Raw genomic sequence first — 25,433 nt, 5'->3', positions numbered from 1 at the left:
AAGTAAACGGTGTCCCCGGTCTCGTGCTACCAGGCTACTATCGAATGCACCAAAAATATACTGCGTCCCCGATTTAGTACTCGCTGGGCAGGTATCGAACCGCCCAGAAGCAAACTGTGTCCCCGGTCTCGTGCTACCGGGCTACTATCGAATGCACCAAAAATATGCTGCGTCCCCGATCTGGTGCGTTTGCCGGGCGGGGATCGAGTCACCCGAAAATATACTGTGTCCCCGGTTCAGGGTTCCGGTGGGGGGCGAGGCTTGAACTGCCGTCGCCTGGCCGGCGTTGATTGACGACTTGCACTGGGTGACGCTTTGCGGTCTGCAATTCGGATGGGCGGCGAGATGAGGCCGGCATCAGACTTTTCGACTCGCCCGACGGAAACGCTCTCAGGCGGTGATTGGACTTCGGTGGGAGCCTGGGCCGCCCTGCCGCCGTCCCACCCTGCAGGCAAGTTGCGATCGAGGTTGCACGCGTGACGCTAGACGCAGGTTGTCGGTGGGTATTCGACGCTGTCAGCGTAGCTTTTGACGGTGTTCATCAGTGCGTCGAGGTTCGATTTGACGAAGTAACCGGCGACGTTCTTGTCGTACGCTTGTTGCTTGTCCCGCTGGTGGCTGGACGAAGTCAAAATAAAGACAAGCGTGCGGCGAAGTCCAGCATCGGCTCGGAGTAATTGCAGGAATTCAAAGCCGTTGACCCCAGGCATGTTCAGATCCAAAAAGACAATCAGCTTTTGCGTTCCGACAGCTAGGTTGCGAAGAAGCTCAATCGCTTCAGCACCGTCGTTGGCAACCAACAATTCCGCGGCGACCTGATGGGCATCCATCGCACGGCGGAACAGCTCTACATCCACTTCGTCGTCTTCGACTAACAGGAACATTTGCAATTCTCTTTATATAGTGGAGCTCAAGCTCGCCTATGCGGTTAGTTCCGGGGAACGGTGTTGAAGCGCGGTGGGGCAACTGAGTTCCTTGGGCCAAGTGAACGTAAACTTGGCCCCTTGTCCGGCACACGAAAAAACTCTGATCTCTCCACCATACGTCTCGACTTGTTTCTTGACAATTGCCAGCCCCATTCCACTGCCATCCGCCTTTTTCACGGCAACTCGCTGGTACATGCGGAATATCCGCTCGTGAAACTTTGGATCGATCCCGATTCCATTGTCTGAAATCGTAAATCGATACGCCCGGTCGCTCTCGCGGCATTCGATTTCAACGACGCCTTCCGCCCCTTTGTCGTTGTACTTTACAGCATTTGTGATCAAGTTGAGGAATATTTGTTGCAGCGGAGCGCGGTAAGTGGCGAGTTCAGGCAGATTGCCCAGCACCCGAATTTGCACAGCGCCAGGGTTGTCGACGATCTGCAGGATCGATTCCACGAGTTCACCGACGTTGACATCTTCGATCGATACCTCCGACCTTCCCGCTCGCGAGTACTCCAGCAGATCGTCAAGCAACGCTTCCATTCTTGCTACGCGATCTTGCATCTGTTGCAAGTGCTTCCGCGAACCATCCGGCAATAAGCTGTCGCAGTCCTCCTGCACCCATGTCGCCAGCGCGTTGAGCCCTCGCAGAGGCGATTTCAAATCGTGCGACGCGACGTAGGCAAAGTTATCAAGCTCCTGGTTCGATTCTTCCAACGCTTGAGCTTTGTTCGTCAGTTCCGCCGACAGTTCCCGAGAGTGCTGCAGCAGTCTGCGGGTCTCGCGGTTCTTTTCATTAAAGACCGTTGCCGCTTGCGCCATCCGGCCAATCTCGTCGTGTCGATGCGTCGCCGGAATCGCATCGATCGTTGCTCCGCCGGAGAGTTGGCGGAACGTTTCGGTGATCTGCGAGATCGGAGAGACAATCGAATATGACAAGCGAGCGGCCAGGCAAATCGCCAATAAAATGGCTAGTGATGAAGCCGCAAATCCCAGATTCCGCGTTTGTCGCGCAGACGCACGCCGCGACTGGCGGTTCAGTTCTTGCTGGTCGACAACAAAGGACTTCAAGCGATTGGAGTAATAGACGAATTCGGAGATCTCACCCGCCATCACGACATTTGAGTAATACAGATAGCTGCGGGTTGCGTGGACGGCGTGAGAGCCGATCTGGCGGAACCGAGCAAGCTTCGCCACCAAGTCGGCTTGAGCGAGCGTGAATTCAGGCGAGGGTGAAGTACTCACAATGCTCGCCGTCAAGTGTTCGGCTTCCTTAAGGCTCTGCACCATTCGGTCGAAGTCTTCGGATCGCGGGTTGTTAAAGTATTGCAGCAGGTTCATCCGCGCAAACGAGAACGCTTGGATCGCGTCGAGCAATTGGTCGTGAGACGCATCCGAAGCGTTCTCGCCTAGTGTCGCCTGGAAACGTCGCACCGCGGCTTGGACCTGGTCGCCGATGTCCGGCAACTGCTCCTGGACCAAGTTCTTACGCAGATCGCGTTCCTCCGCCGCCAAACGCAACTGTTCTTGCAGCGTCTGAACATGAGTCCGCATCTCGGCGAGAATCGTCCGCAGCTCTTCGCTGTTCGCTTCTTGCATCACCGTGTCGATCTGTTGGAGCAGATCGAGCTGAAATTGGACCGCAGTCTGATGCTGCGACTCCGACCCGGTATGGAGATAGTTTTCCGAGCGGGACTTCAGCTCCTGAACGTTGCGATCGATCTTCAACACGGCAGCAGCCGTGCGCTCGGTTTGCTCGTACAAATCAAAATTCTGAAGCAGCCGATATTGCCCCCACCAACCAATTCCCATGTTCAATACACAAAGCGCCACCAGCACACAGCAGCTGGTGTAGATCTGCGTTCGGAGCGTTCCTATACGTTGAAGCATCTTCATGATCTTTAGCCTGACAGGAACTCGTTCCATCGTTGAAGGCTGTATTCGTAGGTTGGCATCACGGTGTTCCAGACCGCGACATTGCTGAATCGTCGCTCGTACGATCCACCGTCACGGACCTGTCCCTCGCGAACCACGGTCGTACCGCCAGTCCCCTGCAGATCTTCCGATGCGCGTTTTCCCAAATACCAATAATCCCACTCCGCCTGAGTTAGGTGAGGACGCGAGCGTTGAGGATTTGAGATGTAATAACCTTGCTTGGCGATGAAGGCGCCGGGCCATCCCGACAGCCACCAGTTCATGTATTCATAAGCCGTGTCTTGTCTGTCGCCTTCCGTTTTGGACGACAAGCACATCACGCCGTGCCAGGCTCGGTAGCCTTCTTTGGGCGATGCGTACACGCAATCGATACCGCGACTGCGCAGATCGAATACCGCGGGTGAGAACATGCTTTCGATCTTCGACTCGCCCGACGACATCAACTTGACCGACTGAGGCACGCTGTTCCAAACACCTCGAAAATGCCCCGCCTGTCGATACTTCAACAGGATCGAAAACAAGGCGTCGAGTTCTTTCCGCGTCAGGTTTCCGATGTCGTCGAACTGGATCAAGCCCTTGCTCTGCGCAGCCAAGGCCAGATCGAACAGCCCAATCGTCGGTTCGTTGACGATCGCGACTTTCCCCGCATGCGCATCGTCCAGCAGCCACGACCAGCTTTCGGTTTCGTAGGGCTTGCCGCGCGGTATTGCTGCGCTGTCATAACCAAACGAGTCGACATTGTGCACGTAGGGCAAGAAGCTGACGCGATTGGTTGCGTTGCTGCCGAGCGAGTCATTGGGCTGAACAAACAACAGTTTCTCGGGCGAATCGCCCGCACCCAGCTTTGCCGCGGGAGTCACGCGACCTTCTTTGGTCAACCCGTTGATCTCGTCCCAGTGTCGAATCCGTTGCGTATCGATCGCTTGGATCGCATTGGACCGCCACAGGACGCGGATGCTGTTGGACCATTGTTCGTAGAGATCAAATGATTCGGGACGCGTCGACGCTTGATATAACACCGCCCCGCTGCCGCCCGGCTGAAACTGAAGCTCGATCCCCAGATCGGCTTCGGCCTGTTTGCGCAGCGTCTCCTGCAAGGTGACGTGCGTGCCGAGAACCCGCAGCACGCGCCGCTTCTTCACATGAATCGTCGGCGCTGCACGCAGCGCCCCTGCGGGCAATACGCTCCCCAAGGAAGCGGCAAGCAATTGCCGTCGACTGACTTTCATGATTTCCCCTGTTCCTGCCCACGATCGGTTTGCGCAAAAATAGCGCAGCGTTCAGATGATTATTACAGGGAGTCAAGTTCCCCAACGACCGATCGTCGATATCACCATCATTGTTTAGATTTCCCACAATGATCGGCGGGATGCTTCAAGCGTTGTTTGCACAAAGTCCCGGCGTGCTGACATCGTGCTCTTCTCAGCATTTGTCATCGCGCAGCCGCACACGCGAGTTGTTCGATCTTTGCAATCAGCACGTCGAATTGAGGCGGCTTACGCAAACATGCCGCCGCTCCCATCTCCAACAAACGCTCTGAAAGCAGCGGATCTCGCATCCCGGTCAACACGATAACAGGAATGTCCATGGTGACGGGATTCCCTTTCAATCGCCCCAGGACATAATCGCCACGACCGTTGGGCATCTCGAAGTCGAGGATGATAGCACCAACACGCTGCCGGAACGCCTGTTGGATACCTTCGATCCCGTCGCTAGCATTGGCAACACAAATCCCGGCAGCTTCCAATCGCAACCGCACGATGTTGCGAAATGCATCGTCGTCGTCGACGTGGAGGACCCACGGGCGATCGTCGAGCGATTTGTCGCCGGAGTTGTCGCTGACCATTTGCGAATCGCCGAGGTAGCGCAAATCCATCCCCAATGCGCTGAAGACTGCATCGAGCGTCGGGTCGCGATCGACAGGTTCTTGGTGCGAGATCCCCGCGGCGGGCGTGTGATTCGCAGGCGTTTGGTCGCCGATCGGATCGCTGTTGATATCGGTGAATAGGAATCGCTGTTTCATTCTAAACCACCTTGGGACGGTACGGATTTGAGACCGACAGCGGCGCGAATTGCTGCTATCAATTCGGTGCCGACATACGGTTTCTTAACAAAGAAATGAGCCCCAGCGTCGAGCGCCGACTCTTCATCGGCCAAGCTTGCCGAAAGCACGATGATCGGGATGTCTTTTGTATCGGGGCGGCATTGCAATTCCGCAACGGCTTGCAAACCGTTGAGGCCTGGCATCCGCACATCCATCACGATCGCATCGGGAGGATGTTGGATCGCCGAATTGATCCCGCTTTGACCATCGCACGCAGTCCGAGTTTGGTAGCCGACAGCTCCTAAACGCACCCGGACTCCCGTCAGAATTTCGTGGTTGTCATCGACCAATAGAATTGTTCCAGGCACTAGATCCCTCCCGCCGTCGATGGCTGCATCGCGGTTAAAAACGAACCGTCGACGCGCTCACTCGCCATGATCGCAACGGCTCGATTGGAGGTGAACTTCCGCGCGACACAATCGAGAATCAGTGAGCGTTGTTCTGCGGCGCGCCACGAACCGAGCGATTCCAATTTCACATCGGGCAGCGGGCCGCGAGGGCGATTGCGATTTGCCGCCAAGCGTTCGGATTGGATTCGCGAAAAATAGGCTTCCAGCTGATCGCCATTCAGCGGCAATGCGATGACCCATCGATTGGGTTGGCGACGCAGCAGGATGTCATTGCGCCGCAAGCGACAATTGAGGAATCTGTCGACATCCGATAGGACTGCAGGATTGGCCTCTTCATCGACGCTGCAAGCAATCATCGAAACGGTGTCCGAATCGTTTTCCGCGCGTTGGAGGAGGTTGATTTGATTCAGATACCGTTTGACGATTCCGAATGGATTCGCCATCGGAATGCTAAACGAAAACGTGCTGCCAACCGCGGGCTGGCTCTGGATGCTCAGTTCGCCGAAGTTCAGTTGCACCAATTGCTGTGCGATATTTAGGCCCAGCCCAAACCCTTTGGGCTCCTCCCGATCGAGCGTGGAGACCTGGGTGAAACGCTGGCAGATTTCGGCCAGTGCGGTTTCGTCGACCCCATGGCCGTTGTCGCTGATTCGGATCCACACCTCTTGTTCCGTTGCATCCGCTTCGACTGCAATCCGCACCGCCCCGTCGGAGCCGCAGAACTTGATTGCGTTGATCGCCAGGTTGGTGAGCACTCGCCCAGCTTTTTCGGCGTCGCAGTAGACGCGTGTGGCAGGTTCGGGAACATCCCATTCCAGCGAGACCTGCCGGACGACAGCTTTGCGTTGGAGCACGTTCCGCACTCGGTCGATGACCTCCGCGACGCTGCACTCTTTGCGCCAGGCACACAACATCCCCGCCTCGAGCTTGCTGTTGTCTAACATATCGTCGACCATGATGTTCAAATCGTCGGCGCGGTCTTCGACGACACTCAACAGACGCGACTGTTCATCGGAGACGCTGCCGACAAGTCCCTCGCGCATCAGCGAGGTGTATTCTTTGATCACCGTCAGCGGCGTGCGAAACTCATGAGAAACGTTGTCGACAAATTCATGAGCTTGCGAATACAGACGCGTCAGTTTGCGATTGTTGCTCTCCAACAGTTCCTGCTTGGCTTCCAATTCGTCCAGCAGCTCACGGATTCGGATACAGTTGTTTTGTCGCTGGATCGCATGCCAAATCGACCGCTCCAAACAATCGCTCGAAAGAGCGTCTTTGAGGACATAGTCCTGCGCTCCGGCTTCGAGTAGTTCCTCGGCCAGTTCGCGGCTTGCCAATCCAGTCAAGATGATCAGCGGCACCAACGGTTGCGACTGCCGGATCTTCGCTGGCGTTTCATAACATCCACTGTCGGGCAAGGTCAGGTCGGTCAGGATCACGTCGACGTGCCGTGATTCGGCTGTCGCAAGCGCCTCTGCCAGCGTTGTCACTCGGCAGACACGAAACGACGATTGCGATTTCCCCAATGCGCGCTTCACAATTTCAGCGTCGACGTCGTCATCTTCGATCAGCAACACATCGATCGCTAGCGTATTGTTCACCCCAAGTGCCCCTTAAAGGTCTGTGATTGCCCCATGCCACACGCGATCAAGTCGCAGCGTGACACGTGAACTACCTACGTCCGGAACCGGAACTCATCGGGGAGAATCCGCCTTTCACTCTCGAAAACCAAAAACACAACCCCAACAAGGACCGGAACCTCGACAGTTTGCAACGGTTATGAGGCGAAGAGACTCGCGTGAATCCCGGCTGGAATCATTGAGCGATTCCCCATCGGATGTGAGCAAAAAAGACCTGCGGGGCTGAACGCCTGGGAACGGCGACCAGCACCGACGGCCCACAATGACTCACTGTCTTCGCCTCACGCACACCATGCCGGGGCAATACCGACACGAAAGATCAATCGGGAGGGGGGGGGACATCACTAGCGCAAAAGAAAACGGCCACGTTTCCCCCGCCGGGGAACGTGGCCGTTTCGAGAATCGGCGTTATGAAGGCTTCGATTCTTAAGCGCTTTTAGTCTGTGGTTGCTCAGGCATCTGGAACAACTTGCGGCGACCGGTGACGACGCTTTCGTCGATCGTGTAGACGCTGCCACGCTCTTGGTCGGGCAGTTCGTACATGATGTCCAGCATCACTTCTTCGATGATGCTGCGAAGGCCGCGAGCTCCGGTTCCCTTCTCTTGAGCCCGTTGTGCGATCACTCGCAACGCGTCTTCGGTGAACTCCACTTCGCAATGTTCCATCTGGAACAAGGCTTGATACTGCTTGGTGAGAGCGTTGCGTGGTTCACGCAAGACGTTCAGCAGGCCTTCTTCATCCAAAGGAGCCAAGTGAGTGACGACGGGCATCCGCCCGACCAATTCCGGAATCAGGCCGTATTCCAGGATGTCGTCAGAGGTGACCTGAGCCAACAGCGATGCGACATCCGATTCGTCGCGGTGGCCGGCGTCGCTGCCGAAGCCCAACGTGCGACGTCCCTGGCGTTTGCGGATGATCTCTTCGATTCCCACAAAGGTTCCACCGCAGATGAACAAGATGTTGCTGGTGTCCATCTGGATGTACTGTTGCTCGGGATGCTTGCGGCCGCCCTGCGGAGGAACGTTGGCCACAGTTCCTTCGAGCATCTTCAACAGCGACTGTTGAACACCTTCGCCGGAGACATCGCGAGTGATCGAGACATTGCCGCCGGTCTTGCCGATCTTGTCGACTTCATCGATGTACAAAATCCCACGCTGTGCCGATTCGAGATCGAAGTCGGCCGCATGCAATAGCTTCAGCAACAGGTTTTCGACGTCCTCGCCGACGTAGCCCGCTTCGGTCAGCGTCGTGGCGTCGCCGATCGCAAACGGAACGTTCAACATGCGAGCCAACGATCGAGCCAGCAGAGTCTTGCCGCAACCGGTCGGACCGACCATCAAGACGTTCGATTTTTCGATCTCGACGTCCGAGGTCCCCTCCCACTCTGCGGTCAGGCGTTTGTAATGGTTATGAACCGCGACCGAAAGCACCTTTTTGGCAGCTTGTTGGCCGATCACGTACTGGTCTAAGTGAGAAACCAATTCGCGAGGAGCCGGGATGTCGTCGAACAATTTCTTCGAAGGACCGCGACGGCGTTGTTCTTGATCCAAGATCGATTGGCACAACTCGATACACTCGGAACAAATGTAGACGTCGCCAGGACCTTCAACCAACGGGCCGACATCCCGATAGCTCTTGCGACAGAACGAACAGAAAGCATTCTTCTTCGTCGTGCCACCGCTGCGGCGTCCGGTGGTAATATCCTTTGATGTCATACTCGACTCCTTGCTGCGTTTATATTGCAAAATCGTGCGACGACCCTAAGCCAGGCTCAATCTCGTACACAACGATCGCGTTAGTTCAGGACGGTAGTCCACAGCTCGATTCGCCGTTGATTCAACAGCATGCCACGACAAAAAGGGAGCGTCGCGACCAACTGCTTCATCGATGACTCGGGACATCCGTGACCGCAAGTTCGAGCCGATTGTGGTTCAATTGTTTAATGGATTGGGATCGAATCAGTTCAAACAAGTTGAAATCCGAATCAATCGGTGATGATGGGTTTGTCATCCTGACAATTGAGAAACCACCAACGAAGTTTAGTCCGTCGTGCTGCGATCAATCGATTGCAACACCACCGCGACAGGACATTCGGTCCCACCGTTTCATTCCCGCGAATCAGCACAAGTCTGGCACTCAGGAATCCTTCGCTTCACTGTTGAGCTTATCGCCCACCACCGCCTCTATAGTTCGGAATTCCGCGGGGCTGATGTCACCCTCTCGAAGCATTTCTTCGAAGTTTGATAGCACTTCTGAAGCCGGTTCCCGGTCTTCATCGGCGCCACCGCGAAATCTTGACACGAGCCAAATTCCAATGGCGATTAGGACACATAAGATCAGCAGGCTGAACACAGTCTGCGCGGTCGGTGTAGCGAATAAATCTGACATGATCAGACCTTACGTTGAAACCGGAACAGCTGGGTTCGAACACGGAAGCGTCAGCTTGCGTGTCGCCGAATAATACGCAATGTCCAGCTGCAACGTCCAGTATTTTCGTTGAAGAATGTCGATAACGCAAACGCAGACGCGTCCGTTTCGCACTGGACACCCATGACTCAAGTGACTCGCAGAAACGCTCCCAGCGTCATCGCGGGGACCGCCAAGGCAAAGACCAACAACCCGGGCAAGGTGCCAGCGGACAACAGCGCGACCGCAGCAGCAAGAGGTATTATAGTCAAGATCGCGTGCTTGATGTTCATCTGGATCGCGTACGGTTCGGGGTTCAAGATCGCTCGGAACGCCCGGTGGATGATCGTAAAGGCTAGCAACCCGATCAGCAGCGAGAATTGCCGCTGCGGTTCGATTTGAAATTTTGCGATCTCATCGGCGGGGGCAAACTGAGGCCCGCCGGCGATCATCGCCATCCCGACGATCGTGATCACCAAGCCGAAGATCAGCGGCAGCTTCTGCTCTTTACCGCCAACCGCTTCGCCGCGAGCCATGCAGGTGACACCGACGATGTATACGCCAAACCCCGCGGCAATCGCCAACACATGCTGCGGGACAAATGGGAAATCGGACACCGAAGTGATCGCAGCGCTTGCCCCTAACAAGAAGCTGAAGAAGCGACACAGTCCCATCGCCATCGGAGCCAGTGGCGTGCGTTTAACCGGTCCATCGTACAGCACGACCATGGCGGCTAATAAAACCGCAATCCCCCCCGGCACCAGACTCGGCGGCGCATCGCCGTGAGGCACAAAACCAACCGCAAAGGAGAGGGCGACGCCAGCGAGCAGCAGTCCCCAACCGGCGCGGCGAGCCGCCGACAGCGAGATCTTCCCCGCTGGCAACGGACGCTTGGAACGCTCTTGGCGATCGATCTCGATGTCCCAGACATCGTTCAGGATCATTCCAGCCCAATAGATACAGACGACCGCAGCCAACACGATCGCGTACCGAGGCAGCGGGGCAAGCTGATGAGCCACCAACAAAAACGCTGCGGTCGTGTCGGCGATCACAGTAAAAACGTTGGGCAGACGAACCAGTTGGCACCAATCGCGCAAACTGGGCTGGGCGGACGGAGAACTCATACAGCGAACCAAGTTTTCTGTGGGCAGGACGACGATCCGACGTGCGCGGCCGGTTCGACCATTGGAAACGGGAAGCCGTCACTTTAAGCCGCAAACCACAGAAAACAAGGGGAAACGCTGACGGGCATGCTCTCGCAAGCTCGTCTCGCCGATTCCAAACTAGCGCCGCAACCCGGAGAATCCAGGCAGGGTCGCCATCCGAGTCTGAAAGCGATCGAGGTAGATCTGCGTTTCGTTGGTAAAGTGGGCGTCGTCTTCGGTTGTGCTGTAGCGAAACAGCTCCTCTTTGGGAGGATCGATTGCTTTGATCTCGTAGATATCCAATTCGCTGATCAGCCGCGGCGGCCCGGTAGCACCCGACGGCGGGTCCGACGAAAACTCCATCCGCACAGGGATCAAGCGAAACGGACCATCGGCGGCCAATGCCACGCGGACCTTGGTCGGCATTTCCGGCGGGGCGGCTGGTTGCTCGGTTTCGTCCAGTAACGCTTGCAATCGCCCCTGTTTCAACGTTCCGCGAATGATCCAAACGTTTTGTGTTTCCTTGAGGACTCCACGAACCAGATGCAGGTCGTAGTCCCAGGCGATCGAATCGAGCAATTCGGGAAGCCCACCCACTTTGAACCGGGCCGAAACGCCCGAGGTGAAACCGATCTCGTCGAGCCGGCCGACATCGACGCGGCGAATCCGCACCTCTTCGCCGACCTGCTCGCGCGTCCAGGTGAGTCGCCCGTCGCAGGTTTGTTCGAAGCGGCTGGTCTGATTACCGATCGCTGCTTGCAATTCCATTCGCATCAGCCCACGCAATCCGCTGGCCTGGATGTAGCGTCCCACCGCCCGCACCTCCTGGCCATCGACGCGCGTCACCTGCCGCAGCTTGGCCTCGAACGCCGGCCCCGTGTCGACCAATTGGCGAATCGCTCCATTAAGCGTTTGCCAAGCTTTGGTCGCATTCGTCGACGATTTGACCGGCTCGGCGGGGGCCGCAGCCGAATTCGCGGCAGCCGCGTTTTCGGTCGGGGTTTGCGAGCGAGCGATTGGAACGAAATAGATCGCCGCGGCAGCCAGTGCTAGCACTGCGATAGGCGTCGTCAAGTTGATCCGCGTGGGGGTCGGTTTGGTCATGATTTTCCGGTTATACGGATTTTGTCAAAGAATCAAGTGGAAACATGCCGATGCACAAAGGCAGTAGCTGAATTCGTCGCCGCGCGGATTCTAGGCCCGAACCCTTCCAGGGGTCCAGGCTGATCAAGCTGCTAAACGCAATCAGCTACTGATGGCTGAAGTCGAAGCGTGACGGCAACGTCGGGCAAGAAAAACGTTTCGGACGCCAAAGTTCTCGGTCTACGGACAGACCAAGTCGAAGAGGAATCACATGAGAATCGGACTGACCCACCTAATGCTTTGTATTGCGGGGACGGTGCTGGTCACCGGTTGCGCACCCGTCCGCCACAATCTGCCACCGGCCGAGCGCATGATGCAGCCCGGCCCTGGCGTCGGCGGCCCCGGCCCCGGCGTGTTGGCTCCACCTGCGATGCAGATGGGTGGCGGCGGACCGATGATGGGAGGCCCCGGTATGGGACCTGGCCCCATGATGGGTGGCGGACCGATGATGGGCCCCGGCCAAATGGCCCCCGGGATGCCACCGGGAGCTAGCGAACCTGGATCGCAGACCGCACAGATGCCTTCGCCGATCGCCCAAGCCGCATTCAATGGAATGTATGGCAGCGGGATGAGCAACGTTTGCAAGGGATCGAGCGGTTGCGGTTGCTCCAGCTGCAGCGGCGGCATGGGCGATGGCGGCGGCGAAATCATCCAAGCGGCGTTTCAAATGAACCCGACGGTTCAAGTCACGTTCGCTCGCCCCGATTCGATGCACGTTCAATACGATGTGTCGGGCGGAGGCACCTTTGACAGCGAACCGCTGGTTGTGCCAGCTCGCCAGAACTTCCCCGCCGGCGGTTTGTACCGCTTGAAGCTGACCAACATCGTTGGCCGCGAAGGGGTCGAACTGTATCCGAGTCTCGAAATCGCTCCAGGCAATCCGCGCACCGGTGCCTACCTGGCGCACAATTCAATTCCAATCCAGATCACCGAAGAAGATCTCGATCAAGTCTTGACCGGCAACTTTGTCACCAAGGTGATCTATCTTCCAGATCCCGATTTCCAAGGTCCAGCATTGGCCGGCATCGATACGCTGGTTAGCACTCGCTTGGATCCAGGTGTCGATCCGATCATCGAAGCCGACCGCCGTGGTTCGATCCTGGCTATCTTGCGACTTGGCGACAAGGACATCGAGATGGCAGGACAAATGGGAACCGGAGCCATGCTGGGGGGCATGCCAATGGGAGCGGGCGGTTACATGATGGGAATGGCGGGAGCCGGTGGATACGCGATGGGCAATTGTGCCGATGGCAGCTGTGGACCGATGGGAATTCCAGGCGGGGCACCAATGCCACCTGGGCTGCCAGGCATGATCTCGGGCGTCACCGCGCCTCAATACGGTATGCCGATCACCGGCACACCGATCGGATTGCCCGGACCACCTCACATTCCATTGGGTGGACCGGCCAGCCTGAAGAGCCACACGATGACCAACCGCACGCACAGCGTCATGCCTGCACCGGTTAAGGACATCAAGATCGGCGTCAAGATGCAACCTGGCTACAGCTATCCGCATCCTGTCAGTCGGATCAACATCACGGAGCAGAACATTCATCCTGGAACAGCTTACGGACGACCTGGTTACACCCAGGGAAGCCAAGCGGTCTCCAGCCCGAATGCTCCGGGAACCGTTCCTGGTGGCGGTGCTTATTGCCCACCGGAATAAGACCGGTTGATCCAACACGGATCTGAATAAACGACGGCGGCCGGAACATCACCGGCCGCTGAAACGGAAACGCAACCGCCCCGGTAATCACCAGGCGGTTGCCTTGCTCAATAAAGTAAGCGTCGCAGGCTACGGCAAAACGGCAAAAACGGTGAGAAGCGTTTCGATGCAAGTGAAAAACTTTTACTCTTCAATCCGAACCAGCTTCATCGCCGCAAGCTTGCTGTTGGCAACCCTTGCGACAGCGCAGCAACCGCAGCGCCATCGCCTGTTCAACGACAACATGCCGCCCGGCGCGATCGGTCAATTCCGACGCGATCTCCGCGGCCCGGTACAGTGCCAGTACCAGCCGGTGAAAATCACCGCCGAAGGGACCGCCAAGGTCTCCCTGGCGATCGGCAACATGTTTCAAGCCGATACCGCCGAACCGGTCTACGCCGGTTTTGAACTCGGCAACGTCTATCGAGTTCGGATCACCGAGATCCCGCTGTTCGAAGGCTACGAGATCTATCCGACGATCGAATTGATCGACCGCGTCTATCCGCCCGCTGGGCAAGAGGTGCGGTTTGCGATTCCGATCGTGATCAGCAACGACGACATGTTGCACGCGCTGCGTGGCAACCTGGTCACGCGAGTGATCTACCTGGAAGATCCTTCGACCGCGCTGCCGATCGCCGAAACCCCCGGCGAGCAACGCGACTTCGACATCCAACCGCATCAAGACGCCCTGGATGTCGCCGACACCCTGGGCCGCCCCGTGGCGATCATTCGATATGGTTCGCGGACGCCACCGTCGGATCCGACTTACATGAACGCCTTCCTGATGGGCTGCCCGTATTGGCTGCCGCTGCAATCGCCGCGAACCGAGGCGTTGACGCCCGAGGGACAGACCGCTGCGATTCGCACACCTCACATTCCGCGAGACGACGTTCCCACGCAAGTGATCCCATCGACCGAGCAGACGAGAATTGCTCGACCGTATGCCTTGCCGATCGATTCTGGAGTTGTTCGATAATGCCATCGCTTGCCTTCCTCCGCATCCAAGCGTCGTCGCTCTACGCTCTCGGCCTACTCGGATTGTCGATCGCAACAAGCGGTTGCCAGTCGCTGGCCCCTGCTCCATCGCAACCGATGGCGCAGCGAGCGAGCCAACCGGCGCAACCGCATCCGGCACAGCAATTTGCGTCGGCGCCAACCGCTGCCCCCGCGATGCCACCCGCACCACAAGCGACCGCTGCCGGGCAACCGGCTGCGGCACCGAACGGCAATGCCGCTGCGGGAGTCGCGTTGGTCACGCACCAGCAATTGGTCGCGACGCCCGGCGGACAGACCGAAGTCACCGCGCCGACCTATACGCCCGACAACTACCCCGGTGTCTATGAGACTGCCGGATTCCGGAATCGCCTCTCCAGCGGCTTGGCCGGCGGCGCCTGCACCGCTTGCAACGGCGGCTGTGCGACCTGCATGCCCGACAACACAGGATGCGCCTGCTGTGGGACGGCTCAATGCCCAACGCCGATGGTCTGCCAATTCCCCGGCGATCCAAACGAATACTTGTGCGATGGTGGCGACCGGATGCCGAGCGCTCGCGTGTTGTTGAACAACGACGTCGGCGGCTTGGGGCTGGAAGACACGATCGTTCATTATGAAACTCAAGACGGGCTGACGTACGTCGAACCTAGCAACCGCGTCTGCGTTTACGCACCGCGATTTGCCGCCGTTCGCAAAGTCACCTCCGCCGTGACCGGCGAAAACGTTTTGGCGACGCAGCGTGTCGATCTGCCTCGCGGCCCGATCGGGATCGATCTGCGTCAACCGAGCAGCGCTGTCATGCAGCCGTTGGGACCCGAACGCAACGTCCGCACGATGGGCCCCGATGCGTTGCGTGATCGCAACCGTGGTGTGCCAGCAGAAAACGTCGTGCAACCGTTGCTAGCCGAAGATGTGATCGCCGTCCTGGCGGGACTCTCGATCATCGAACAGGGCGTGCTTCGCGATGCCGACAAACCTTGGCTTGCAAAAGCCGGGCAGGCTGCGATCGCGTGGAGCAGCGAAGAGGGAGCTCAAGTCGTGATCGACGAAGAAGTTGTTGGGATCGCAACCAACGACCAGAAGCCTGAAGAGCTGAAGATCTTCGAAGTCGGCAAGGGCCGCGTTCGTCTGATCAAACTGGCCGACAAGCAGAACGCATTGCCGGGCGAGTTTGTTCACTTCGTCTTGCGATTCGACAACGTTGGCGACCAACCGGTCAGCAACGTCGCGATCCTCGACAACCTGACGACCCGACTGGAATACGTCGAAGGAAGTCAGACCTGCACCAAGGGAGCGAACTTCAGTGCTCAAGACAACGAGGGGCAATCGCTGCGACTGCGATGGGAGCTGACCGAAACCCTCGGCGTTGGCGAAGGCTGCGTGATCCGCTTCAAGTGTAAGGTCCGCTAATCGCGTCGGCTCTTCGAGTCGACAAGTTGCTTGGCCAATCGGGGCAGAGATGATTTCATCGCTGCCCCACTTGAGCCCCAAGCCGACAAAAGCCGCCCCCGAAAGGCGAAGCGGCCACCGACCGGTTTTCCATTCAGCGCTCGGGGTGCCGAACCGCAACCAGGATCTCCCGCTTGATCGAGATTCGCTTGCCGGCAAACGCTGCGAGTTGCAGGATTAAACCGACCGGCGCTGGTTCGCCGGTGTCTTTGCGTCGAGTCTCGGGAAACTTGCGGGCCTTCTTGCTCGCCTCGGAATCGCTCGATGATACCGCCCGCTCCGATCTGTGGGGCGTCACCCGTGGGCTTGCGGGTGGCCAGCCCCCTACGCGTAGATAGTGATGTGTTCTGAGTTTTCACGGCGATGCGATAGGTGGAGGCTGGGCATCGGTCCTGGGGTGAGGGAGCGAGAAAATGCGAAGATGGCAGCTACGACCCTTTCCCTGGTTCACGCGAATCGCCGCAGAATTCGCAAAGCTGTTTATCGGTTTTCGCTGATTCGGTGAGGCCTACTCTGGACATTGCAGCAAGACCTCCAAAGAGAGCAGTCGGGCTGCGGCATACATTTGTTTTGCGTGCAAAGTGGTGGGGGTATTGACGCCAGATGGGAGGGTCGGCAGGATTGGCCGAGAGTGAGGACTGTTACCCTCGATCGTTCCGCCTAACAATCACCGGCTGGGTTTGCGGTTAGCTCCCGCTTTGCGATCGATCGGCCTAGTTAGTAAGGAATGTCTCCATTGGATGCCAACGGAATCAGTGAAATCGAAATCGAGACAATGGAGCTCCATCGTTGTTTGTTTAATCTTCTCTCCTTTAACGGCAATTGGACTCGTGAGCCCAAAGCGACGGCCGAAGCTTTGCAAGAGCTTCACGGCTATTACGTCGGTTTAAAGCTGCGGGAAACGAATCGCGATTATTTCGCCACAGGTTCACCCGTTTGCATCGACGGACGAACTGAATCCAGTTTACACCGGTGGTTGGTCGCTGCTGCGGGCCGCTTGTTGCAACGTTGCTGCGGTCTGGTTGGTGGTGATTTCTTCATTCTGTCCTCCCGCGAGGCCGGGGAGTACCTGTCCCGCATTGCCGAATTCGGGGACGGCGTCGAGCTGGACTCCGCGATTTCTGGTTCGCTGTCCCAACGCGATTTACTAGATATGGAGGGGCTGTTAGCGTTTGAGTACGAACACGCATGTCGCATTTGGCCGACGCCACCGGACGCCCTTGGTCCATGGGCCAAACTGGCGAAAGCATTTCGGGATCAAGCCCGTAGAGATGACGACTCATTTATCGCAATCCGATTTTCTGAGGGTGATCGTATAGATCGAAAAGTTACAAGCAACGGTTGGCTGGTGACTTACCCGCACGACAACGAAGACAACGAAACAAGGGTGAAGCTTATCGGACTGTCTCGGGCCGCAGCCAAGTTGATGGGGCGGACCGTAATCGAAGACACTCCCGACGAATGGGCTGGTGTCTGGTTCGACTACGTTGTTTGCAGGGCTGAATCTGGGTGGACAACCCGACATGAAGTCTATTCCGTCGGAGGTCGAGGCAGCACGTTCGATTCAACGAACGGAACCGAAACGGGAATGATTTCTCGCCCGTTTTATTGGTCTGCGGTGGCGTGCGATGAATTGCAATTTGACGCGCCCGTTTCGGGACATAACGAGCTGGACTCCCGACCGCAGGAAAGTGTGCCTGATTACGTCACCCTGAAGCAGGCGGCCCCGTTGGTTGGCCGAAGCAAGGGGACACTTGAAAACTGGAAACGGGATGACCCTGAGTTTCCACCGCCCGATGTTATCGGAGGCGATGGGCGGGCGAACGAGTGGCGATGGTCGAACTTGCGGCCCTATCTGCAAACCAGAACCAAGCGGGAGTTACCTGAGGTGCATCCAGCCACCCAGGGTGTCGGTTTCTAAGGCTGCGCCGCCTTAATCAGCCCACCCTAAACCGCCCTAAACCTCGCACTAGCTGAATAAAATCGGCGGACGCATGACATATTACCGGCATCTTTACGCGATGCGGAGGAAACCATGCACGCACTCACTATCGAAGCGGCTGTCATGTACGACAGGCAAGCAGCGATCGCATTGGCTGCTGGCTCTTGGATTGGTTGGAACAAACGAGCGTCCAGCAGAACCAATCGCGGGAGGACTCTTCCCGTGGCTAATTCTCACCTAGAAGCCGAATCAGAGTTTCTGCGTCTGCTTCGCAGCGGACACCCCTTTGCATTTGAAGACGCGGCTAAGCTAATTCGAACACCCGAGGGATTTGATCGGCGGGCGCTGGGGGGGGGCCCTGCCCGGATGCATCGAGACGGCGAAATCGTCAAGGCTGGATACAGGACCAGCGAATCAGCAAAACATCACGCTGCCATCAAACAACTTTGGAGGCTGGCGTAATGTTGTCTCCATTGGAACTCGAAACGCTCGCCGATGTTGTTGCCCGGCGTGTGACGGCCTGGTTGTCAAATCAACGTCGTTCGCTGGCTCGCCAAAAACTGGCCCCGATCGCCAATCCGAGTTCGCCAAAGCTGGACTCGGCATCGTGTATCGGAAATAGTTTGTTGTGGGCGGAGTCGCGTGCGGGATGGATGTTCGCTTGGCATCTTTCAGGAAGGGTGGGGGATGCTTGTATTCTTTGATGAATCCGGCGACACCGGAATGAAGCTCGGTGCGGGGTCGTCGCGATATTTTGTTGTGACCGGCGTGCTGTTTCTCGACCGGGATGAAGCCCTGCGGTGCGATCAGGCAATTGACCGATTCCGACAAAAGTCAGGCGCGTCTGGTCGCGAATTCAAGTTTGCCAAAATGCCCGATGCGTTCCGGTTGCAATTCTTCCAGGCGGTGCAGTCGTTTGAATTTCTGTACTCGACCTTTGTGCTCGACAAGTCGCTGATTTCGGGGCCAGGGTTTCACGATAGTCGATCGTGCTACAAATATTCGACTCGGCTGCTGTTCGAGAACATGGCTCCCCATCTACGCGACGCGATCGTGGTGCTGGATCGATGCGGCAATCGCGACTTCGTCAATCAACTGAAGAAGTACTTAAAGACTCACGCCAATGCGGGAGAGCGGCATGCGGTCAAGAAAGTGAAGACGGATGATTCGCACAAAAACAATCTCGTCCAACTGGCCGACATGGTTTGCGGTGCCGTTGCGAGATGCTACAGCAGCAGCGCCGGGAACCGACGGCAGTTTCGTCGCTTGATCGAGCACAACGAATTGGAGGTGCGGATTTGGCCGACAGCAACGGACGCTACCTGAGTGCGCACAAAAAAACCCGTCGCCTATTCCTTGCGGAAACGCACACACTGGGTGACTGTTCGGCATACGGGTCAATTCCAACAGAATTATCGCCCGCTGCAGAGAAAACATCAACCAGAAAATCGAATAGTGCGGTACTTCCACCCCGCCGAGCGGCGCGAGTTGCGGGACAGCCTGAGCGCGACGCAAGCAAAGTCTCCTGCAGGCAACGATTCTTTACGTCTCGAAACGCGCCGATCCCAATCTGCCGCGTGTGCTGAAACGAAAAAAGCACCGGTTTGCGAGAAGTAAGTGCTTTTTTGGATTGGGAAGTGTTCCGGGGACAGAGCAGCTTTCCTGTGTTCCGGGGACAGAGCAGCTTTCCTGGTGGTTCTACGCCCCTCCCCTGATTCGCTCGGGCGGGTGTAGGGTTGCAGCCCCAGCCTGCCATGCCAGCGTTGTCTTACAACTTGAGGACATCCCCCCTCGCTGACTGCTATACTTTCGGGGGTCCTCCTCGATCAAGCGTTCCCGCTTCTTGGGACCGCTTCCCACCGTGATCGCGTTGGATCTGTCGTCCCTGCCTACGAATTCACTCAAGAAGGAAAAGGTCCCCGTCATGCTGCGCTGTGCCCCGTTCTGTCTGTTGTTGATCGCCGCCGCGATCGCTCCCCTCGATGCCACCGCCGCGGAAAAGCCGACGTTTCAGGCGGGTGCCGCGATGGTCGATATCACGCCTCCGCTTGGCGAACTGGTCGTCGGCGGCTGGGCTCCGATCCCCGCTCAACATATCCACGACCCATTGCACGCGAAGTGTTTGATCCTGGACGACGGCAAGAACCGGATCGGTTTTGTCGTCTGCGACAACGTTGGGATCTCGCGCGAGATCTGGGACGAAGCGCGCGAGCAGATCGATCAAGCCGGCGCGATCGCCGGTGAAAATCTGCTGATGTCCGCAACACACACGCACAGCGCAACGCGAGCGACTTCGGAAAAGTACCGCCCGATTCTGGTTGCCGGAGTCGTCAAAGCAGTCGCCGAAGCGATCGAGAATCTCGAACCCGCCAAGATCGGCTGGGGTTCGGGGGAAGAGCCATCGGAAGTCTTCAACCGCCGCTGGCACATCGGCGATGAAAAGCAGCGTCGCAATCCGTTTGGCGGCGTCGATACAGTTCGCATGAATCCACCCAGCGGCCACCCGACCCTGATCAAGCCGGCGGGCCCCGTCGATCCGGAGATCTCGTTCATCAGCGTTCAATCGATCGATGGCCGCCCGATTTCGCTGTTGGCCAATTATTCGTTGCACTACGTCGGCGGCGTGGGCAAAGGAGAGGTCTCGGCTGACTACTTTGGCGTCTTCTCGGAGCGGATCGGCGAGCTACTGAAGGCTTCCGACAGCGACAAACCTTTTGTTGGCATCCTGACCAACGGAACCAGCGGCGATGTCAACAACATCAACTTTCGCGACCGCGGCCGCCCCTACAAGCCTTACGAAAAGATGACCGAGGTCGCACACAAAGTGGCCGACAAGGTGATCGACGCGCACGCCAAGATCGAATTCCAGGAATGGGTGCCACTGAGCTTTGCTCACCGCGACCTGCCACTGAAGGTCCGCAAACCAGACGCCGAGATGCAGGAGTATTTTGCATCGATCAAAGCGTTGCCCGAGGGAACCAAAGAGTACCACCGACACCAGAAAACCTACGCCGGCCGCGCCCAGCGACTGCTGGAAGGTCCCGACCAATGGGATGTGCTGTTGCAAGCGGTGCGAATCGGCGACCTGACGATCGCCGCGATCCCGTTTGAAGTCTTCACGCAGATCGGGTTGGACGTCAAACAGAAAGCTCCTTTTGACGACGCCTTTACGATCGAACTGGCCAACGGCGGCTACGGCTACCTCCCCACACCGGCTCAACACAAACTGGGCGGCTACGAAACCTGGATGGGAACCAACCGCGTTCAACTGGACGCCTCGGACCGCATCACCGAGACTCTGTTAGAATTGATGCAGGATCTGAAGTAGACGCCGTTGGTCAAGCCATGATGGTGCGACAGCGATCCAAAGCCCAATCACTGCCGTGTGGTGATTGGGCGAAAGTGGCCATTGTCCAATGACTTGCAATTTTGTTAGCGATCCTATAGCGTAAATTTCATCAACGACCTTTCGTTACTCGATCTTTCCGGCTCGCATCGTTCGAGCCTCGCGAAATGGCATCACCCAAATTGCGTTATGCAATCGCCTGGGAAGCAGCTCGGCTGCTGTACGATCACGAAGAATCCGAATACTACCGAGCCAAGCTGAAGGCGGCGCGGCGGGTTCAAAAATCTTGGGTCAAACCGGCCGATCTCCCTAGCAATGCGGAGATCCGGGACCAAGTTCAGATGATGGCGCGGTTGCATGAAGGGGACGTTGGGCATTCCCAACGGCTGCACAAGATGCGGCTGCGAGCGCTGTGGTGGATGCGTCAGTTGCAGGCGTTCCATCCCTATCTGATCGGCAGCGTTCTGACCGGGCACGTCCGCGATGGATCGGACATCGACATCCATGTCTTCGCCAGCAATCCGCAGTCGATCTTGATGCACGTCGAAGAGACGGGTAGCGGTTGCCAGATGGAGCGCAAGCGAGTTCGCAAGGATGGCGAGGAACGGGTCTTCACGCACATCCATCTCCGCGACGAATTTCCCGTCGAACTGACGGTCTACCATCCCTCCCTGATCGGCCATCGATTCAGGAGTTCGATCACGGGGAAGGCGATCGAGCGGGCCAGCCTGCCGCAGTTGCAGCGGTTGATCGAACTGGAGCACGGCCAGGGGATCGATCAGCAGGATCATGCGTTGGAGGAAGCCGAATGCCAAGTCGATCGGTTCCAGCTATACGAGTCGTTATTGTGGCCGCTGGAGAACGTCAAGCAGAACCTGAAGTATCATCCCGAGGGAGATGCTCTTTATCACAGCTTGCAAGTCTTCGAACACGCTCGCGACGAGATGCCTTACGACGAGGACTTTCTGTTGGCGGCGCTGCTGCACGACGTTGGCAAGGCGATCGATCCCCAGGACCATGTCGCCGCGGGGCTCGAAGCGCTCGACGGATTTATCCAACCGCGAACCGCTTGGTTGATCGAGCACCACATGTTGGCTCACCAGTTGCGCGATCGAACACTCGGCGCCCGGGCGCGTCGCCGGTTGGTGGAACATCCTTGGCACGATGACTTAGTGACGCTCTCGGATGCCGATCGGCTGGGACGCCAGCAGGGAGTGCAGGTGGATGATGTCGGCGATGCGCTCGACTATATCCGCAGCCTGGAAACGATGTTTGGTTAGCGACGGAGGGTCGGTTTCCAAGGATCGACAGCGGGAGCGGTGCTGGGAAAGTCGACCGGTTGCCGACGGTCGGCGACCGGTGTCGGTTCGGCCCCATCGACGTGGATCGCCAAGCGTTTCTCAAGGCTCTCGACGCGCTGCGACAAGACGTTATTGAGCAGTTCCAAGCGATTGGCCCGCTCGCGTTCGTAGCGGTAATCCGCTAGCAGCCGTTCGGATTCCGATTCCAGATGAGCCGCCTTGTCGCGTCCAAACAGGCTGCAGCCTGTCGATGCCGGTAACAGCATCGCGACGCACAATAAAAAAGCGGCTTGGGGGTTCATCGAAGAAGCCTGAACGGAAATGCAGGGGGGGATCCGCAGCGAGCCGCGCGGATTTTACTCCCCTTTTAGCCGTTCATGCCCAATGCGCTCAAGATCGTTTCGGTCAACGAACTGATCGGGCTCGTCGTTTCGCTGTAGGTCCAGAGATTGCGGACCAGATCGGTCGTCATCATCCCGCCGACGCTCATCATCACCAGGATGCCAGCCAAGGCGGAAACATTCCAGATCGAGAAGGGGACTTCGTATCCAGGAGCCACTGCGGCGGCTTGAGGCACCGGAGCGTTGGCGACGATCAGATCCTCTTCCACGCCATCGGCCACGAGACCGGCTTCGTCGATCCCTTCGGCGTCGTCCGCTAGCAATTCATTCCGGTCGGCCCAACCGCGGCCATCGCCGGTGCTAGGGTCGACAAAGCCCGCATCGCCGAGATCCATCGCGGCACCAAAGGCGTCCGATTCTTCGACTTCGATCACTTGCGAAGCGCTGTCGTCGTCGGCTTCCAGGCCGATACCCGACGGCGAAAGCTGAAACTCTTCGTCCGCTTTAAAATCGACAAGCGATCCGCTGCCGCCGGCCGATCGACCGCTGCTGCCAGGTCCCGAACCGGGAGTCACGCCGCTGCCGTCGCCGCCGAGATCCAACGCCGAAATGCTCGATCCGGCCAGATCCAACGGTTCGCTTTCCAGCGACAGGCCGCTGTCCGAAGGGCTCATCAAATTGATGCCGCTGTCGCCGACGACCGAAATGTCGCTACCCGCACCGCCGAGAACCAGGTCGTCGTCGTCGCCGGAGATGACCAGATCATCGTCGTCGTTTAGGGCGTCATCGATATCGGAGATATCCGAAAGAGCCGATTCCATGTCCAGATCGCCCAGCAGCGAAGGTTCGCTGTCGCCGCTGATCAGGCTGCCCGAGCCGCCTTGGTCGACGCCCAAGAGGTCGAGTTCGGAGAGGACGTCGTTGCCAGATTTGCGTTGGGGAGTTTTTATTGCTGGTGAATCGGAGAGATCGATTTCGTCATCGCTATCTTCCATCAAGCCCAGATCGCCCAACGGGTCGTCGACATCGCTGTCCGCTCCAAGCGAGATCTTGGGTGGATGGATGGCGCTGTCCCCCTGTCCCGATCCGGCCACGTCGTCGTAGTCCTGTTCAAACGTGAGGTCTAGATCGCTTTCACCCGTCGCAGGTTCCGATAGCGAAAGATCGATATCACCACCATCGCTAGCAGCGTCGTCGGCAAGACTGAGATCGATGTCCCCTCCATCGGAAGGACTGTCACCCGCGAGACTCAGGTCGATACTCAGATCAACTTCGTCGTCCTCGACGGGAGAATGCCCCGAGGTAGCCAATTCCAGATCGCCCATCGAATCGTCGGCTAGGCTCAAGCTTATTTTTTCGGCAGCGCTCTCTTCGAAGGAATCGAGGACGTCGCCCCCCGCTCCGCTGTCGGTAACCAGGTCGTCGCTGTCGATCTTCAGCTCGTTGGCGATGATTTGCACATCGCTGTCGCTGCCGGCATCGTCGTTGGATCGAGCAACTAGGGCAACGTCGCTCCCCTGCCCTTCGGGTTCACCGCCGATTTCGAGGTCGCCGTCGTCTGCTGGCGAGCTGTTTCCGCCGATGATTCGACTGCCCGATCCGGCTCCTTGCTCGTCAACCAAGATCGCCGAGCCTTCGTCGTCGCTGATACCAAAGCCGGTGTAGATCCCCGAATCGCCTTCGATCCCATCGGCCAACAGGCGGTCGATCTCATCCTTGGGGAACTTCCAACTGGCTCCATCCTTAAAGGCACGGACATCTCCACTTGAACGCATTTCAACCAGCTTTTCGGTTGGAACGCCCAACAGCTGTGCGGCTTCTTCGAGGGGGATGAATTTGTTTGCCATGACCTACCGAACCAGTGTCTGAAAAGGAAGAGAGAAGCGCGATGTCGATTCACGTTCCACTGGCGGCCCTTTGGCAAGCGTCAGACCGACCGGCCTAACGCTCAACCATCTGCCGGATTTCGGTCGGCAGCGGCGCAGTGGCGTTGTATTCGTCTAAGGAAAAATCCCAGGTCAGCCGACGACTGCTTTTCAGCGTAATCTGACCTGTGGGTCCGTCTATATGATACACCAGCATCGTGCCGCGAGTAGCATTTACGATTGTAATCTGCTGGCCGTTATCTGCTTGAGGATTCACGAATCCCAGCAATTCTCCAGCTCCAGCCACCAGGGCTGGCCGCGATGCTTCGGGTTTCGCCTGCGTCTCCCCCGCTCCCGAACCGGACGAAACGGTCGCCAAAACAAGGGTAAAGACAGCAATCACAAGTCCCAGCCATAACCGCATCGCACCCATCTCCATATCGTGTGCCAGCTGCGGAAAAGCATCCCTCACGGCATTATGAATCATCGCCGAAACGCTTCAAGCGTTTTCGGGATCGACCTGCCGTGCTGTGCCGCTGCGAAGGATACTTGCCGCACAATCGAATCAATCGTTCAGACCGCCGCTTGTAGGCCGGCCGGGCTGTCGACATCAAGATCGATCTACGCTTGCTAGCTTTTCCCCATTCACCGCTGCAACAAACCATAGCTTACGAATTCGCCCCCCTGGCGGGTCCAGTTGCGCAAACTTTAACGATCCGATCAAGTTGCACGTTTGCAACGGACGATGACGGTTTGAAGTGATAGGTGTGCCGAGTCTCTCAGGCGCACGGTTCGGAATCTCGCGTGCGAACGAAGGTAAACGATGGCAGGTCGAAACAAT

The 25,433-nt window shown here is 57.6% G+C and carries 21 protein-coding genes; 7 read left to right on the top strand and 14 right to left on the bottom strand.

What is annotated here, in order from left to right:
- Positions 1-482: 482 nt before the first annotated feature.
- The 10 genes from EC9_RS01180 to EC9_RS01135 form a co-directional block, all read right to left on the bottom strand.
- On the bottom strand, positions 483-884 hold the full coding sequence (locus EC9_RS01180; protein WP_145341669.1) for a response regulator: 402 nt from the start codon (positions 882-884) through the stop codon (positions 483-485).
- Positions 885-920: 36 nt separating this feature from the next.
- Entirely contained in the window at positions 921-2,816 is a 1,896-nt protein-coding gene (locus tag EC9_RS01175; protein ID WP_218934500.1) for a sensor histidine kinase, read from the bottom strand.
- A gap of 11 nt (positions 2,817-2,827) precedes the next feature.
- Positions 2,828-4,090 carry an ABC transporter substrate-binding protein gene (locus EC9_RS01170; RefSeq protein ID WP_145341665.1) on the bottom strand — a complete coding sequence of 421 codons (1,263 nt, stop codon included), beginning with the start codon at positions 4,088-4,090 and terminating at the stop codon, positions 2,828-2,830.
- 203 nt (positions 4,091-4,293) lie between these two features.
- On the bottom strand, positions 4,294-4,884 hold the full coding sequence (locus EC9_RS01165; RefSeq protein ID WP_145341663.1) for a response regulator: 591 nt from the start codon (positions 4,882-4,884) through the stop codon (positions 4,294-4,296).
- On the bottom strand, positions 4,881-5,273 hold the full coding sequence (locus tag EC9_RS01160; RefSeq protein ID WP_218934499.1) for a response regulator: 393 nt from the start codon (positions 5,271-5,273) through the stop codon (positions 4,881-4,883). Before EC9_RS01160 ends, EC9_RS01165 begins: the two co-directional genes overlap by 4 nt.
- Positions 5,273-6,916 (bottom strand): ATP-binding response regulator, encoded by a 1,644-nt coding sequence (locus tag EC9_RS01155; protein ID WP_145341659.1) that lies wholly within the window; start codon positions 6,914-6,916, stop codon positions 5,273-5,275. The genes EC9_RS01160 and EC9_RS01155 overlap by 1 nt, the downstream gene beginning before the upstream one ends.
- 465 nt (positions 6,917-7,381) lie before the next feature.
- Positions 7,382-8,671 carry an ATP-dependent Clp protease ATP-binding subunit ClpX gene (clpX, locus tag EC9_RS01150; protein WP_145341657.1) on the bottom strand — a complete coding sequence of 430 codons (1,290 nt, stop codon included), beginning with the start codon at positions 8,669-8,671 and terminating at the stop codon, positions 7,382-7,384.
- Positions 8,672-9,092: 421 nt separating this feature from the next.
- Positions 9,093-9,344: a hypothetical protein gene (locus tag EC9_RS01145; protein WP_145341655.1), complete on the bottom strand. Its 252-nt coding sequence runs from the start codon at positions 9,342-9,344 to the stop codon at positions 9,093-9,095.
- 167 nt (positions 9,345-9,511) lie between these two features.
- Positions 9,512-10,486 (bottom strand): UbiA family prenyltransferase, encoded by a 975-nt coding sequence (locus EC9_RS01140; protein ID WP_145341653.1) that lies wholly within the window; start codon positions 10,484-10,486, stop codon positions 9,512-9,514.
- Positions 10,487-10,645: 159 nt separating this feature from the next.
- Complete coding sequence (locus tag EC9_RS01135; RefSeq protein WP_145341651.1) at positions 10,646-11,611, bottom strand: hypothetical protein; 966 nt, start codon at positions 11,609-11,611, stop codon at positions 10,646-10,648.
- Positions 11,612-11,861: 250 nt separating this feature from the next.
- On the opposite strand from EC9_RS01135, the gene EC9_RS01130 reads away from it, so the two are divergent.
- The 3 genes from EC9_RS01130 (at position 11,862) to EC9_RS01120 (ending at position 15,758) form a co-directional block, all read left to right on the top strand.
- Complete coding sequence (locus tag EC9_RS01130; protein WP_145341649.1) at positions 11,862-13,316, top strand: hypothetical protein; 1,455 nt, start codon at positions 11,862-11,864, stop codon at positions 13,314-13,316.
- A gap of 166 nt (positions 13,317-13,482) precedes the next feature.
- A complete protein-coding gene (locus EC9_RS01125) occupies positions 13,483-14,331 on the top strand; it encodes a hypothetical protein (protein WP_145341647.1) in 849 nt (282 codons plus the stop codon).
- Entirely contained in the window at positions 14,331-15,758 is a 1,428-nt protein-coding gene (locus EC9_RS01120) for a DUF11 domain-containing protein (RefSeq protein WP_145341645.1), read from the top strand. The genes EC9_RS01125 and EC9_RS01120 overlap by 1 nt, the downstream gene beginning before the upstream one ends.
- A 133-nt stretch (positions 15,759-15,891) precedes the next feature.
- On the opposite strand, the gene EC9_RS01115 is transcribed toward EC9_RS01120, so the two are convergent.
- The gene (locus EC9_RS01115; RefSeq protein ID WP_145341643.1) at positions 15,892-16,095 is read right to left on the bottom strand and encodes a hypothetical protein; all 204 of its coding nucleotides are present in this window, start codon (positions 16,093-16,095) and stop codon (positions 15,892-15,894) included.
- 438 nt (positions 16,096-16,533) lie between these two features.
- On the opposite strand from EC9_RS01115, the gene EC9_RS01110 reads away from it, so the two are divergent.
- The 4 genes from EC9_RS01110 to EC9_RS01095 all read left to right on the top strand — a co-directional run bounded on the left by EC9_RS01110 (position 16,534) and on the right by EC9_RS01095 (position 22,365).
- Complete coding sequence (locus tag EC9_RS01110) at positions 16,534-17,718, top strand: hypothetical protein (protein WP_145341641.1); 1,185 nt, start codon at positions 16,534-16,536, stop codon at positions 17,716-17,718.
- Positions 17,719-18,426: 708 nt separating this feature from the next.
- Positions 18,427-19,065 carry a DUF3800 domain-containing protein gene (locus EC9_RS01105; RefSeq protein ID WP_145341639.1) on the top strand — a complete coding sequence of 213 codons (639 nt, stop codon included), beginning with the start codon at positions 18,427-18,429 and terminating at the stop codon, positions 19,063-19,065.
- 598 nt (positions 19,066-19,663) lie between these two features.
- Positions 19,664-21,067 (top strand): neutral/alkaline non-lysosomal ceramidase N-terminal domain-containing protein, encoded by a 1,404-nt coding sequence (locus tag EC9_RS01100; protein WP_145341637.1) that lies wholly within the window; start codon positions 19,664-19,666, stop codon positions 21,065-21,067.
- 185 nt (positions 21,068-21,252) lie between these two features.
- A complete protein-coding gene (locus tag EC9_RS01095; RefSeq protein ID WP_145341635.1) occupies positions 21,253-22,365 on the top strand; it encodes an HD domain-containing protein in 1,113 nt (370 codons plus the stop codon).
- Here the strand turns inward: EC9_RS01095 and EC9_RS01090 are convergent.
- The 3 genes from EC9_RS01090 to EC9_RS01080 all read right to left on the bottom strand — a co-directional run bounded on the left by EC9_RS01090 (position 22,362) and on the right by EC9_RS01080 (position 25,079).
- Positions 22,362-22,688 carry a hypothetical protein gene (locus EC9_RS01090; RefSeq protein WP_145341633.1) on the bottom strand — a complete coding sequence of 109 codons (327 nt, stop codon included), beginning with the start codon at positions 22,686-22,688 and terminating at the stop codon, positions 22,362-22,364. The two genes, EC9_RS01095 and EC9_RS01090, sit on opposite strands and share 4 nt — an antisense overlap.
- A gap of 65 nt (positions 22,689-22,753) precedes the next feature.
- Positions 22,754-24,574 carry a helix-turn-helix domain-containing protein gene (locus EC9_RS01085; protein ID WP_145341631.1) on the bottom strand — a complete coding sequence of 607 codons (1,821 nt, stop codon included), beginning with the start codon at positions 24,572-24,574 and terminating at the stop codon, positions 22,754-22,756.
- Positions 24,575-24,668: 94 nt separating this feature from the next.
- Positions 24,669-25,079 carry a hypothetical protein gene (locus tag EC9_RS01080; RefSeq protein WP_145341629.1) on the bottom strand — a complete coding sequence of 137 codons (411 nt, stop codon included), beginning with the start codon at positions 25,077-25,079 and terminating at the stop codon, positions 24,669-24,671.
- Between the last annotated feature and the right edge of the window lie 354 nt (positions 25,080-25,433).

It is taken from the genome of Rosistilla ulvae, from assembly GCF_007741475.1.
Taxonomy (GTDB): domain Bacteria; phylum Planctomycetota; class Planctomycetia; order Pirellulales; family Pirellulaceae; genus Rosistilla; species Rosistilla ulvae.
Note: the sequence above shows the minus strand (reverse complement) of the source record. Positions and strands in the feature narration are given on the sequence as shown.

Coding starts and splice junctions, on each gene's coding strand:
- EC9_RS01180 (WP_145341669.1), bottom strand. CDS start 884: ATGTTCCTGTTAGTCGAAGACGACGAAGTGGATGTAGAGCTGTTCCGC.
- EC9_RS01175 (WP_218934500.1), bottom strand. CDS start 2,816: ATGCTTCAACGTATAGGAACGCTCCGAACGCAGATCTACACCAGCTGC.
- EC9_RS01170 (WP_145341665.1), bottom strand. CDS start 4,090: ATGAAAGTCAGTCGACGGCAATTGCTTGCCGCTTCCTTGGGGAGCGTA.
- EC9_RS01165 (WP_145341663.1), bottom strand. CDS start 4,884: ATGAAACAGCGATTCCTATTCACCGATATCAACAGCGATCCGATCGGC.
- clpX (WP_145341657.1), bottom strand. CDS start 8,671: ATGACATCAAAGGATATTACCACCGGACGCCGCAGCGGTGGCACGACG.
- EC9_RS01145 (WP_145341655.1), bottom strand. CDS start 9,344: ATGTCAGATTTATTCGCTACACCGACCGCGCAGACTGTGTTCAGCCTG.
- EC9_RS01140 (WP_145341653.1), bottom strand. CDS start 10,486: ATGAGTTCTCCGTCCGCCCAGCCCAGTTTGCGCGATTGGTGCCAACTG.
- EC9_RS01135 (WP_145341651.1), bottom strand. CDS start 11,611: ATGACCAAACCGACCCCCACGCGGATCAACTTGACGACGCCTATCGCA.
- EC9_RS01130 (WP_145341649.1), top strand. CDS start 11,862: ATGAGAATCGGACTGACCCACCTAATGCTTTGTATTGCGGGGACGGTG.
- EC9_RS01125 (WP_145341647.1), top strand. CDS start 13,483: ATGCAAGTGAAAAACTTTTACTCTTCAATCCGAACCAGCTTCATCGCC.
- EC9_RS01120 (WP_145341645.1), top strand. CDS start 14,331: ATGCCATCGCTTGCCTTCCTCCGCATCCAAGCGTCGTCGCTCTACGCT.
- EC9_RS01105 (WP_145341639.1), top strand. CDS start 18,427: ATGCTTGTATTCTTTGATGAATCCGGCGACACCGGAATGAAGCTCGGT.
- EC9_RS01100 (WP_145341637.1), top strand. CDS start 19,664: ATGCTGCGCTGTGCCCCGTTCTGTCTGTTGTTGATCGCCGCCGCGATC.
- EC9_RS01095 (WP_145341635.1), top strand. CDS start 21,253: ATGGCATCACCCAAATTGCGTTATGCAATCGCCTGGGAAGCAGCTCGG.
- EC9_RS01090 (WP_145341633.1), bottom strand. CDS start 22,688: ATGAACCCCCAAGCCGCTTTTTTATTGTGCGTCGCGATGCTGTTACCG.
- EC9_RS01085 (WP_145341631.1), bottom strand. CDS start 24,574: ATGGCAAACAAATTCATCCCCCTCGAAGAAGCCGCACAGCTGTTGGGC.
- EC9_RS01080 (WP_145341629.1), bottom strand. CDS start 25,079: ATGATTCATAATGCCGTGAGGGATGCTTTTCCGCAGCTGGCACACGAT.